Origin of the sequence: Novosphingobium sp. JCM 18896 (assembly GCF_025938095.1) — a bacterium.
Lineage (GTDB): Bacteria > Pseudomonadota > Alphaproteobacteria > Sphingomonadales > Sphingomonadaceae > Novosphingobium.
This window is the reverse complement of the sequence record NZ_JAPCZF010000010.1, coordinates 125363-138592: the sequence shown is the minus strand read 5'-3', so window position 1 is coordinate 138592 and position 13230 is coordinate 125363. Positions and strand designations below refer to the sequence as shown.

Here is a 13230-nt window from a genome sequence, read left to right as displayed (position 1 = left end):
GCGCTTGAGGCCCTGCTGGACCAGCAAGGCCAGTCCCTGCATCCCCTTCCTCATATCCGTGTGGCCCATCGCGATCCACACGCGGGCGCCGGCAGGGATCATCGAAGCGCCTTCAACGCCGAGGCCACCAGCGCTGGTGATGCGGAGGCAAAGATGCTGATCCGCTTGCCGCGCGCCAGATCGATGACGATCGCGGGCTGCAGATCAGGGCGAGCTACTTCCACGTCCTCGATCATCACCGCCGCGGCGAAACCGGGAGCCGCCAAATCGTCCGGTTCAGGCTCGGCATGAGCATCGCGCAGCTTCCGTCGCCAAGTGTAGATCAGCGCTGACGAGATATCGTACCGCCGGCAGACCTCAGCGACGCAGGCACCCGGAGCAAACGCCTGGTTGAGGATCTCCAGCCGTTCCTCGTCGCTCCACCGGCGGCGGCGCTCCGGCCCGGAAAACACTGTGATCTGACCCATCGACCGCTCCAAAGCGCACTCTTACGAGCGCACTTAAGACCGGTCCCTCAGCTCATCGACAAGGCGGGACCCGCCGGATGGGTACGTCTTGGCCGGTGGCAGGCAGGAAGGTGATGGGAGAAATCAGAACGTCTCAATGCCGTAAAGCGGTGAGCGCCAGCTTTTTGACAATCCCGGCCTGTAAGTTATCAGTCGCTCTTGCGAGTGATTCGCAAAAATTGTCAACGCGCAGACGCAAGCCAGTTGATCCTACCTGTGCGGTTTGCACGCAGGCATGCAGTGATTGGAGATACTAGGTGCGTCGCTTTGCTGCTCTCCTCCCGATGTTTGTGTCATGCGCAGCGATCGCGCAAACCGGCGAGGATCCGCGTCCGCGGATCGTGGTCACCAGTGCCGCGACGATTCCCAGTCCGCCCGACCGGGCCGTCGTCAGCTTCTCCGTTCATGGCGAAGGCGCGACCAGTGATGAGGCGGTGCGTGCGATGGTGACAAGACGTGACGCGATCGAGAAGGGTCTGGCAGGGATTTCCGCGGGTCCTGACATACGTGCCGCGCAGGTCGCGATTGCGGAGGTCCGCGGCCGCGACTGCAATCGAAACATCTACGGCAATCCGCAGCTATCGACCGGAGAGTGCGCAATCGTGGGGTATACCGCCGACCTCCAGATGGAGGTTCGCACGACTGCGGTGAACGAGGCTGGGACGATGGTTTCGCTTGCAGGTCGTCTCGGCGCCACAAATCCCCGCATCGAACGCTTCTTCCTCGCGGAGGACAAGGAGATCCGCCGACGTGGGATCGCGGAGGCGCTCGCAGAGGCCAAGCTCCAGGCGGAAGCCATCGCGCGTGCCTCTGGCATCAGGCTTGGCAGCATCCTCAGCGTTTCCAATCTCAGCTTCAACGGCCCTGGCCCTTATGACGAGATCGTTACTACGGCGCGTGCCAGCGCGCCGCCGCCTCCACCACCCCCGCCGCCAGTCGCTGTCGGCTTGAAGCCCCGCGCGATAGAAACGCAGGTGAAGGTGCAGGTGGTCTACGCGATCCAGCCCTGACCATCTTCTACTTTCGCTTTTTCCCTTACTCGGGTTCAAAGTTTCCCACGTTGCAATGCGCAGCCATGGCCTCGACCGGCACGATCGTCATCAGGCCCTTGTTGAACAAGGCGTAGCGCAGGAATTCGCGCGCCAGGGTCAGTGGCTGCATCTGATCGACCGTCTGGAGCAGATCGGTTCCGTGAGCGTGACCCGCAACGACATGCTGCTGGTGGTGGAACTGAAACGACACGGGCGAGAAATCGCGGACGGTGTCGTCAGCCAGGAGGGTGTCGCGGCGCCCGGACCAGACTGCCCTTATTGAGAGCTGTGCCGACCATAGCCCAGGGCATCCACAGACATTTCCTGTTTTGTTCGTAGAGCCGCGATTTCGCTTCGGCTATGAAGGCAGCATGTCTCTAGCTGGCGAACCGGCGTCACGCGGTATGCGCGCACCCTGTCCTTCCACCTGGCAGGCGCGCTCCGGGCTCAAGGTGCCCTTCGCCCGATGTCGCGATGGGATAACACGACATGTCGATCGTATCATCGACCGCTCGTTGGCTCCGTTCATCTGTCTGGGCTGCGATGAAGAACTCATCCGTCGAGAACCGCGACGCGCGCGTAACCATTTCGCGCACCGTTCGGATACCCGGTGCAGCGGCGAAACTGTTCTTCATCGCTATGCCAAGGAGTTGCTGGCGAGCGCCCGGGAATTCACATTCACCCCGCTGATCCTTCATCAGGCGGGCATGCAAGAAAGGGTCTATGAGGGAGGGCGTTTCGTGCTCGATGCCGTCTCTATAGAAGAAGATCGGACAAATTTCCGGCCCGACGCCATCGTCCGTATCGGCGAGCGGTCGTTCGCGATCGAATTCAAGGTGTCGAATGCCGTCAGCGAGGAAAAGCGGCTTCGGGTCGCGGAGACCGACCTGCCTATGATCGAGGTCGATCTCAATGCCCTTCGGTCAGGCCAAGTCGATGCCGATGATTTGGACGAGTCGATCCTCCACGGCGCCACGCGCGAGTGGGTTCATCATCCCGATTTGGCGGAAGGGCGGCTAAGGCTTCAAGCACAGGTCGATGCGCGGAGTGCTGAGCGCGGACGCCGTCTGCGGTATCACATCGAAAAGGAGAATTGGGTCCAGCCTCCACAGGACTGGTATGATGACACGATGGCGGCCGTCGCGGACGCCGGGCTGGGCGATTTGCTAGATCGCAGGGTGGATTGCGCGCACTGGTTCCGTGTCGCGCCGCGCATCTGGCAAGCCGAGATTTTGGCGGTTTGCGTTGTCGCACCGTCGATCCAGTATTCACCGGGATCGCGGCTCGAGATTAAGGGGCAATGGCCGCAGGAACAGTCCCTTGCCAGCCGGCTTCCGGACTGGATGGTCCGTACAGACCTGAGCTATTACCGCAACAAGGCCCTCGAAGCGGCGGGATATAGCACGTCCAGCTACGGCACACCGGATACGGCGATCCGCGACTATCTATTTGATCTGTCGACCGCTGGCGGCATCGTTTTCTGGGATCGGGATGAACAAGCCTTTTTCATCGAGGGTGAGCTGCACGGCTATCTTCATCGCCGTCATGAATTGCGCTGGAAACTTCGGCAGATACTTGAGGCGGCCAATGCTCCCCAAGCTGAGGCCGTGACCGAGCGTTGGATGCGCAAATATAATGTGAGCGGGCAAAGTCCGGAAAGCGTCGCCAGACAGGGCGGTGAGTCTTACGAGACGCTCTTGCAACGGATCGATAACCTGCGGCGAATGGCTAACGCTCGCTATGAATCTTATGTCGTTGACGATTTGTGCGGGCTGTCCTTGCAGGCGTTGCGCGAAACAAGGTTGAGAGAGCAGGAGCAGCGAGAAGCAAAACGGCTGAAGGAATTGGCCGATGTCGCTGACGCAAGAAGGGTTTCGCTAGAGAGGGACGCTCGACAAGATCTGAGCGACGAAGCAGCCGAATGGCTTCGCAGTCCGTCACCAGATGCCTCGAAGACAATTCTGGAATGGGCCGGCGAAAATGACGCTCAGCTCCAGATCGCAGAGCGCCAACTCGGACAAGCGATGCGACGCCGCAAGGCAAGGCAAGCTGCGGCCGAGGCGGTCGAAGATTATCAGCGACAGTTGGACATCAAGGTTCGGGCCGTAATCTCCGATCCGCAAAGAGCTGATCTGTTCCTCAAGGCTTGGCGCGCGACATGTGACAGTCCCGCGGCGCTGAGCGCGATCCTCGCGAAATTGCCGAAGCGCCGGTAGCCGCTAGGTCCGTTGGTGGCACATGCGCGAGGGATCATTTGGCATCGCTTTAGCGATGCGATAGAAAATCGGCGAGCTGTCGGCTATCCGGGTCCTTCCGCTCAAATTGTAGCTGGCCGGTAATCTCTTCGCCATTGAAACGGTAGATGCCCCAATAGTCGAGCTGACCACCCCAACCGCTGTGGTGAGGACGACCACCATGCGCACTCTTCTCGCCGAGGAATATCCAGACCAACTCCAAACCGTCGCGCTTAAGAAATGCGGCCAAAGCAGCGCGGTCGACGAGGGCCGCGCTATGGCCAGCGGCTTCGGCGGACGGATCTTTGAATTGGATGATGCCCCGCGCGTCACAAAAGGAGAGCGAGCGACCTTCCGCGAGACGGAGGTCGAGGCCGCGGACCAGCCGCGGCGCTGGGATCGAGAGGTTGAACGATTCCTCGATCGAATAATTATGTCCGGATCGCTCCACATAGCGATTGGCCATAGTGCCGAAAACTTCGATCTTTGGCCTGCCTAATTCCCAGTCACCGTGCAGACCGTCATAGGACGGATGCCAAGGATATTCGCCAAGGTAAGCACGCCAAGGCAGATCGATTTCGGGCGGATGGTCGCGATCGCGCTCCGAGCGGGTCAGGAGCCCGACAAGGCGATCGGCATCACCTCTCGCGACGAGAAGCGAATGGACCTTGTGCCAGGTCATACGAAGGAACACGGACTCGCCGTTGTCGACCACCGATTGATTGCGGGTCGCACCCATATCGAGGACCAGCCAGCGTCGGCCATCGGGATCGGTCACGTCCAACTGCTTGAGAACGTCGGGTATGTCGCGGCTCTCGTCTTGCATCCAGGCAATCCTGGCGTGGGGCGGGTCCTCGCGCCAACGAGGCGCATGCGGTGACCACCAAGTCGCTGGTTGCCGGCTCGAATCCCGCTCCTTTGTACGCGTGAGTAAAATCGTGGGGTCCATCTCACGGGTATCGACTTGCCAGGGACCGCAATACGGCTGGGGCTGGTCGCTGAAGCCGCCATCGACCGCGACGAGATCGGAGAGCCTTCCCGTCAGCTCATGATAGGCAATCCATTGATATTTCTTTCCGATTCGTTCGATGCTGTGCTCCATACGCCCCTGGCTCGGCATATTGCGTTCAAATTGCGCGAAGCGTTCGGGTGTCCATCCCAGGTCATGCGCCCGCCAAGCGACCCAACGCCGCGCGGTCTCGCCGCTGAATTCCGGATGCCGTAGCGATGCCTCAGCATCCCACATTCCTTCATCGACCCAGCTCTCAGCATAGACCTCATAGTCCTCGCATTCAGCCTCGCTGAGTATCGACCGGAAATCAGCCGCAGCTGCATCGCGTTCGGCTCGAACCTCCTTTCTTGTCGGTCCTCCATCACGGTCGTCCGGAGCATCCTCGATATCATCGAGCCATTGGTTGAAATCGTGCGGCATGGCGCTCAATCGCCCGGAAACATCTATCAGACGCGCCAGCGCTGACTCGCGGTCACGACACCCAGCGATAGTCCGGACATGCCATTCGTCGTAGCGAGCCTCGTCCGAACGCTCGACCTCATCGCGCGGCAGTTTGAGGAAACGATGCGCGAGCGGATCGATCTCATAGCGCGCGAAGTCCCCGTCCTCGAACGCCGAACTCATAATGTCATCGCGCAGGAACGATCCCGAATAGTCCTGAACGAAGCCGGCCAGCACCTCGTCACTGACCGCTTCCAACGGTGGCCCTTCCGGATATGGTGGACTCGCCCGATCGAGCGATACGTTCGTCGGTAGGACACCGCGGTACGCTGCCAATTCGATGATACCTCGCGAATGGTCGCGGATCAGAGCATGAGCCGGAATGGGATCATTCGCGAACACTGCCAAATAGGCGGCTTCGGCCAATGCTCCGAGCCCGTCGTTGCTGCCGCTACGCGTTGTCCCGCCATAGACGGCTGCCAAGACACGATCGACAACATAGGCATCGTTGAGAACGGCAAATCGGTCGATGAGATAAGCGCCTAGCTCACGCCGATTCACCAGCAGCGCCGCCAGCGCCTTGGTTGCCATGTCGCGGACAATCCGGTGACTGAGACTGGTGAGCCAAGCGAGCGTGATCGCGGCCAGCCTGGCACGCTCGGGTTCGATAGGATTGAGGCCATTGGCCTGCACCCACTGGATCAGCGTATCGATCGCATTGCCATCATTGGCCGCGAGATAGGTCGCACGCACTGACCACTGTTCGTCGCGCTCCGGCATCGACATCGGGCGCAACCAATTGTCGAGATAGTCCGCATTGAAGGCATTGCCGGGTTCGGTTGCAATCGCGATCAGCGTGTCTAGCCAGGGATCCCCATCCAGATAGTCGGCGTGTTCATCGAGCAGTTCCAGCGTGCGTTCGCGAAAAGCATCCTGGCGTCGCCACAACAGGCTGGTCCGGAAACCGGGCAGGAGATCATAGATCGCGGTATCATCGTCGATAAGATCGAGAAGCTCGGTGCCAAACCGCTCAGGCAACTGCACGGCGAAGGCTTCGGCGATGCCGGCGAAGCGATGCCTAGTAGATCCGACTACGTACTCACGTAGTGCCCCACCCGAAGCGAAGGCGGGTGCCGGATCGCTACCGGTCACCGCCGTGTCCAGCAGCGCCTGCGCGATGCGATGGTCGCTCAAGCGCTCGAATGTGAAGCGGACCAGCTCCACCATCGTCGATCCGTCGACAACCGGCTCGACGGTTAGGACGCCCTCATTCTCCAGCTGGAAGAATAGGCTCTGCTCGGTCTGGTTCTGTGAAGGGTGCAGCTCTTCGAGTAGTGCATGGACCTCGGCCATTGGCAAATAGCCGCTGCGCGCCTCGACCATCGCTTGGGTGAGCCTCTCCAGGGCCTTCTCGACGATGCGGAGACGCGGGTACAGGCCCATACGTGCCGTGATCGCATCCGCGACGGCTCCAAAATAGAAGTCGAACACGCCCGATACACCGGCGATCCCTCGTGGCAGTTCCTGCTCGCCGCGGCGCTCAAGCGCGTCGCAGCAGGTGCGCAGGAACAGGGGGTTTTCGAACTCGGGGGAGAAGTTGGGCGCTGCCATGCGCACAATACCGCGGGCATCGAGATAACGCTGGGCCGCCTGCGCGGCCTGACCGGCGAAGCCGGGATGGGCGATGCGAGGCAGCGCCTTCTCGTCGATCTCGCGGACGATATAAGGTAGAAAGGTCGTGCGACAGGAAAGGATCACCGCCACATGCGAGAAACGGTCAGCCGTCGCGAGGAACGCTGCTAGGCGGTTCGCCCATAACGCAATTCCTCCGCGTTCATTGATCGCATCGATCATGACAAGCGCGCGCGTGCCCGCTGCCTCGCCAGCGGCGTCGAGCGCGCCGAGCAGTTCATCGGGCGTCGTATGGGTCAGGCCGAGCTGATCGGCAACCTGCCGCCAGGGCTCGCCGTCGACGAAGCTGCCACCCAGAACCAAGACCGCAGGAAAACCTTGGCCGATGTGATGGCTCGCCACATCGGCAAGCAGATGCGATTTGCCGGTTCCGGCCTCGCCCGTCACAAGCAACCGATGTTCGTTTGCCAACCGGCTGACTGGCCGCGTGATTCCGTCGGATACCTTCTGGATCACTTCATGAAGCTGCTCGACGTGAAATTGCACACGCCGCACCTCGTCGCGATCACCACCTTGCTGCGTGCGCAGATCCCAGATCGCCGCCGAGCAAGTGCCCAAGGTGCTGCTCGCCGCATCGAGAGCCTCTATCCACGGATCGAAGGGCACAGGATCGGCTGGGCCAATCGACGCGTTCCGAATTAACCCGCTGATCTTTCGAAACCGAGTATCAAGATCCGCGGCGGGGGCGGCTGCGGCGCCTCCGGCAAGCAATCTCGCGATGCTGTCGGTCGCGCGATGCCTCGCCTCATCGATATCGTCGGCGAGGCGGGTCAAGTCTTCTATGAAGCCCGGGTCTCGCGCGATCGCGAGAAGACCACGACGGATTGGGAGCTCGATGTTGAGTTCGGGCGTGTAGCGCGTGCCGAGCGCCTGGCGAGTGATCGTGAAGCGCGTTTGAAACCAGTCTGGCGTGAAATGCAGCAGATCGAACCAGTAGTGCCGCCGTCCGGCATAGCGCGGTTCAGTCCGGGATAGTCTTTCGATGAGTTGAGTCTCGTCCCATAGCTCGATCACAATTATACGTGGGGCAACTGCCTTGGTGCGCGCTTGCACCCAGCGGTTCCAGCGGTCCCGTTCAGAAATGCGATTGCCGACGCGGCCGTCCGAAAGATTGAAGGGCAGGCTAACAATGAAGCGCCCAAGTTGGGGATGGCGTGCGACTGCTTGATTCAAGGATTTGGTCAGCTGCGAAGCTTCGTTGCTGCCGAACTCGAAGAAATATTTGGCCTGCCAGCCCGTCTCCGACCCGTCAGATTCCACGCGGTAGCATTCGAGCCCGGCATCAGCGCCCGCTCCTTTGCGGTGGAATGGCACGCCTGGAGCGGTCTCCAGCGCAGCGAGTTGACAAACCAGCTCCTCGAAACCGCTATGCTGGCTCCCGTGATGTGGTCGAATAGTCCGAAGATTGATCGTGGGAGACGGCATGGTCGCTCTGATTCTGGGAGGTGGCGGCACGCGCGATATGGATCGGTGGCAGGAGTAGAACAAGCAGGCCCGAATGAGACTATATCCGTCTCGAGTTATTCGATCTCACGCAAGTGCTCACTTGGGCAGTCACTTCAGCCTAAGATTTTCGATAGCGGAAGCCTCTCGTGGTCCGCTGCGCGAAGCAGAATCCCGCCCATTCGAGGTCTTCGCCAAGGAAAGCATCGTCAGCCAGCATGTAGCGCGCGTTGCCTTCCAGAAACTGCACGAGATACTGGCGATTGACGACGCGCGCGAAATCCGGCGGGACCGTTTCGATGCCGAAACCGGGCGGGCCGCCGGCCATGATGAACGCGCCCCAATGCCGGTCGAGAGTAAGCCACCAGGTTCGCAGCGAATTGAATGTCGCTCCGAAAACCGAATTGCGCCCGGGATGCGAGAGACGAACCGCCGGGTTCGTCGACGACCGGAAGGCGATCGGCGCTTGGCAAATGGTGACGCTGATCTCGGCAGAGTCAGGCGGGAGCATCGTCTGCATCGCTCCGGTGCGGAACAGCTCATGCGCGCCGGCGGGGTCGGCGGCGATCCATTCGTGCATCTCGCGCTCTTCGTCAGTGAGTTCTTCCTCCAACTCTCCGGCTAGGAAGCGCGCGTGCTGCGCCTCGATGAAGCGCAGCATTTCGTGATTGCGGAGCTGGAGATGTCGCGCGAAGCCATAGAGCGGGAGCCGATCGGACCCGTCGAGGGCCGCGCAGTTGCCGCTGCTGATCTTGCGCCAGGTCGGACTCTCCGAAAATGGCGTCTCGATCACGCGGTTCAGCGCCTTCTCGATCGACGCTGGCGCGCCGTTGTCATCATAGTCGTGGAGGTGATCTTCATAGCCGATATTCTCGATCGACTTGCGATCGGCGACCACCACCTCGCGATGACGCTCAAGCACCATGACCTTGTTCTCATCATCGGCGCAGGCGAACCGGCGCATATAGAATTGCGGCACGTAATGGTGCTTCTTAGGTTCATTCGCGGCCACGCTTCACTCCCGATGGAACTCGTTCTGAAGCGAATGGTCGATTGCTTCCAGTGTCGCGCTGGCCCAGTCGCCTAACTTCGATTCGCCGGCCCATGCGGCGAGAGGCGCCCTAAATCCGGCCAAATGCGGATTGAGTGAGCCACTCCACGAGTTCGGAAAAATGCGGGACCGAAGTGCGGAACGGAATTGCTTGGAACCGCCATAGCTGTCTGCGAGCTGCTGCAATGCCGGGTGCCAAGTCCAGTCATCCTCAACCTGAGTGAGAATCGGAAAGAAGCTGACGAGAAAAGCGATACGTCCGTCGGGCTCCTGCGCGACCCAATCGAGCATCACATTAATGGGGGTATCGAACAGCGGCCCGGCGCCCACTCGCGATGCATTCGAAGCAAAGGGCTTGGTCGGCGCGATGATCAAATCGAGCCGCTTACGTTCTACCCGCGAGCCGATCTCGTAGAACCCGGCAAGGACAGCCCAAACTTCCTCGGGCGCGTGCTTGACGACGATCGCCAAAGCGTTGCGCAGGGCATCGGACGGGCGTCCCTGCTTTCCACCCACAGACTGGCACGCATTTTCGATTTGAAGTGCGAAGCTGCGGGCAAAGTTGCCGTCGATGAAACCCGACGCGCTGAGCAATTTGATCATGCGGTCATGATTGTAATCGGCGTTGCCCAAATGTCCGTCGATCTCGTTCGTGATCGCCGGCGACAGGATGACGATCTTCGTAAGATTGGCGATTTCAGGTGCGAGCCGTTTCTGCTCATGGGTCACCATCGACAGGATTTCGAGGGCGGCCCATGCGCCGCCCTCATCCACCTGGTCGACCAGCGCCTCAATGAGGTCTGTCAGCGCATCCGTCGAGACGTCGGCAAGACCCCTGCCATAGGAAATCGGCACGACATGGGCCACGGCGATCTCGCCCGCACGGACTTGCGCCGAAAGGCGTGCCAATCGCTCGTCGGTCACGCGCAGAGCCGTGTAAATGTTCATTGGGCTTGCGGCGAGGACGGTCGACCCGTTTGCGATCGCTTCCAATCTTTCGGTCTGAACGGGATCGTTAGTAAGGCGTCGATCGAGCGCCGCAAGGAGAGCGCGCACAAATCCGGCTCCGGCGCGGGTGCCGTTGGCGTCGAGCGCCGTAACCGCCTGCGTCATCGCGTCGAGCGGATCGGCCACATGCGCGGCGAGCGCTTCCGCGAAAGCGCCGGGGCCGTTGAGTTCCTCGCTCGACATTGCAACGATGACCCGAGCCAGTTGGACAGCGTCCCCGGCGATAGCAGGGGCCAGGGCTTTCGCGCGCCGGCTTGAGTATTCGAAATCCAGTTCGTGGACGGTTTCAGCATAGCGCGTGTCGGGATCGTGAATGTCCGCGGTCCAAAAGCGGCTATACAAGAGGACTTGTTCGACGGGATCGATCGGCAACGTCGCGTCGTAGAGCACACGGACGGCCTTGGCGAAATCGGTCGGCGGATCGGGGCGGTCGAAATAGAGCCAATCACCGACACTCTTGGTGGCCTCGAACCAGTGGCCTTTGGCAGCTACGACCTCAACTGCAAATGTTTCGATTGTCGGCAGCAGTTCGGGCGCAAGCAGGTTGCGAAGGTCGTCGGCAACGTGCTTTTCGATGCGCTCGCGCTGGTCCGGAGACGCCCGCCAAACTTCGAGCAATCGCTCAAGCGCCCAACGAAAATAGCTGAAGATTGTCTCTTGGTCGGCCGGTGTCCATTCTGCGCGATAGGGTTCCGCTCCAACCTGTTCGAAATCGGCGGAGCGGGAGATATAGGTCTGGAGCATCGCCCCGAGCGCCTCGACACAAGCACGTCGAATTCTCGGGTCGTCGTCATCCAGCGCATCGGTAAGTGCTTCGCGCCGACGCCGATCGTCGGCCTCCGTTCCGGCAAGCGCAACTTGAAAAAGTTGGCGCAACAGATCGAGAATTGGTGGCGAACCCTCAGTGTCGGCAACGGCCGCGAGGCGCAGTACCATCTGCGCGGCGGGCTTGAAGCTCGACTGGCGGGACGCAAGTAGGCGCAGGGCATCGAGAAGATCGCTGGTTGCAGGAATGTGTGCCAGCTCGTCGAGCGGCATTTGCATGATGGACCAATATAGAGCCGTTCCCGTCGCGTCCGGATCGACATGCACGAGCGATGGCAGGAACGGCGCGGCTTCGTCTCCGAGCAGGACCTTTGCATCCGCGAACGGTCCGCGCAGAATCAATCGAACGACTTCGATCAAGGTCAACGAGCGCGCCAGATAGCGCCAGCGTGAGAGCATCGCATGGCGATGAGTTGGCGCGGCATCGAACAGGAAGTCGATAACGGTCGAAGGGCGCAAATAGCTCAAGCGGCGCATCGCGAGGTAGTCCGCGATCGGCCGTGGCCGAGCGTTCATCTGGTCATTGTTGCGGCCAACCAGGTGCTGTTCCGAGGCCATGACCAGACGCTCAAACATCAGCCCGCCGGTCATATGCGCCAGCGTTTCAGCAAGACTATCGAACGCTTTCGGATCGGCATCAGGCGACAGCCGCTCAAACAGCGACAGGCATTCCAATGCTCGAACCGTGTCGCGATCGAGACCTGCGGATTGAATGATCTGCTGAGCGACGTCGTCGGCCGATTTCAGAATGCCTTGTTTGCTGTAGCTTCCGGCGACCAGCACTGCGATCCGAGGAAAGCCGTCGCAAAGCTGTGCGATATAGTCGATCTCATCCGCCGCGGCCTTCGGAAGACCGTTTGCGAGGATGCCCTTGATCGTTTCGAGATCGGCAGGCTGGGGTCGGATCGAGAGACAATCGGCAATCTGATCGCGTCCCTCGGCGCCGAGGGTGATCACACGAAGCTGGCTGCCTTCTGCGCGGGCAAGTTCAAAGAGCCGCCGTGAGTCTTCCCATGAGCAGGCATCGACAACGAGAACGGCCGGAGAGCCTTCGTTCTTGATCTGGTTGGCCACGTCCCAAATGCGCGTCGAAACGTCTCGGAAATCACAGAAGATGAAGTTTGCGACGGCAAGGTCACGAAGGGCCCCCATGCTAGTGCTCAGCGCTTGGTGCAAGGCACGGGTCTTGCCGATTCCCGATGCGCCCCAGATTCGGGCACAAGCTCGGGGGGCGGAAAGATGATCGACGAGGCGTCCGGCAAGCTGCGTGAAATCGAGGAGGTCGGCACGGTTCGCCCCCAAGGAGAACGCACGCGATGCGTCACCCACGAAGGGCGGTATCGCTACGTCAGCGCGCTTGCCCCACTGATCGAGGGTTGCGAAGCCCGCGAACGGGACGCCGGCTTTTTGCTCCTTCACCCACAGAGCGACAGCGGGGTGTGAACTTGCCCATGCGGCAAGTTTGTTGCCGTCATAGACCTGAACCGCGGCCAGCTTCGCCGGATCGCCGCCCGCCGCGCGGATGCCTTCTTTGATTGCCGCAGCGCGATCATCAGCTTTGGAGCCAACGAGCGGTGTGGCCGTTACGCCGACGTAGCTGCCACCGCGTTCGAGCACCGCAGCGACGGCCTCATTCAGAACTTTGACTCTCTTGCGCTGCGACTTTTTCGTCCAAACCTCTTTCTTCCACTGCGCGTCGCCGTGATCGGTGGCCTTGCACTGGAATACGACGTCACGCCCGGGAAAATAGTCGGTGGCCTCCTCACCATCCTGCCATTGGACGATCGCGTCCTGGCCACCGTCCGCGATGGTAATTTGAAGGGGTACATCGACGTTTCGCAGCGGAACATCGGCCTTCCGGGCTTCGGCATAGAGCAAGACGCGCAGCAACCGGACCAATTGCAGCCCATCCAGATGTTGGATTTCTGAAGGATCGACAGCGAACATATGTCTACTTAGCGAGAGCGTGTTGAAGCTCAAAGGAATC

At 60.7% G+C, this 13230-nt stretch carries 8 protein-coding genes; 2 read left to right on the top strand and 6 right to left on the bottom strand.

Annotated elements, in window-relative coordinates:
- Both tnpB and tnpA read right to left on the bottom strand, forming a co-directional pair.
- A partial coding sequence (gene tnpB, locus OLX23_RS25885; protein ID WP_413629935.1) for an IS66 family insertion sequence element accessory protein TnpB occupies positions 1 to 102 on the bottom strand: 102 nt, incomplete at its 3' end.
- A complete protein-coding gene (gene tnpA, locus OLX23_RS23850; protein ID WP_264447796.1) occupies positions 99 to 467 on the bottom strand; it encodes an IS66-like element accessory protein TnpA in 369 nt (122 codons plus the stop codon). The genes tnpB and tnpA, both read right to left, overlap by 4 nt.
- Positions 468 to 763: 296 nt before the next feature.
- Here tnpA and OLX23_RS23845 point away from each other — a divergent pair, with 296 nt between their 5' ends.
- Positions 764 to 1516: an SIMPL domain-containing protein gene (locus OLX23_RS23845; protein ID WP_264447795.1), complete on the top strand. Its 753-nt coding sequence runs from the start codon at positions 764 to 766 to the stop codon at positions 1514 to 1516.
- A gap of 25 nt (positions 1517 to 1541) precedes the next feature.
- Here OLX23_RS23845 and OLX23_RS23840 read toward each other — a convergent pair whose 3' ends face one another.
- Positions 1542 to 1748 (bottom strand): hypothetical protein, encoded by a 207-nt coding sequence (locus OLX23_RS23840; protein ID WP_264447794.1) that lies wholly within the window; start codon positions 1746 to 1748, stop codon positions 1542 to 1544.
- A 160-nt stretch (positions 1749 to 1908) separates the two neighbouring features.
- Between OLX23_RS23840 and OLX23_RS23835 the strand changes: the two genes are divergently transcribed.
- Positions 1909 to 3753 carry a hypothetical protein gene (locus OLX23_RS23835; RefSeq protein ID WP_264447793.1) on the top strand — a complete coding sequence of 615 codons (1845 nt, stop codon included), beginning with the start codon at positions 1909 to 1911 and terminating at the stop codon, positions 3751 to 3753.
- A gap of 49 nt (positions 3754 to 3802) precedes the next feature.
- Here the strand turns inward: OLX23_RS23835 and OLX23_RS23830 are convergent, their stop codons facing one another.
- The 3 genes from OLX23_RS23830 to OLX23_RS23820 all read right to left on the bottom strand — a co-directional run bounded on the left by OLX23_RS23830 (position 3803) and on the right by OLX23_RS23820 (position 13190).
- Complete coding sequence (locus OLX23_RS23830; RefSeq protein ID WP_264447792.1) at positions 3803 to 8230, bottom strand: ATP-binding protein; 4428 nt, start codon at positions 8228 to 8230, stop codon at positions 3803 to 3805.
- Positions 8231 to 8480: 250 nt separating this feature from the next.
- A complete protein-coding gene (locus OLX23_RS23825; protein ID WP_264447791.1) occupies positions 8481 to 9371 on the bottom strand; it encodes a DUF4238 domain-containing protein in 891 nt (296 codons plus the stop codon).
- 3 nt (positions 9372 to 9374) lie between these two features.
- On the bottom strand, positions 9375 to 13190 hold the full coding sequence (locus OLX23_RS23820; protein ID WP_264447790.1) for a hypothetical protein: 3816 nt from the start codon (positions 13188 to 13190) through the stop codon (positions 9375 to 9377).
- Positions 13191 to 13230 lie beyond the last annotated feature (40 nt).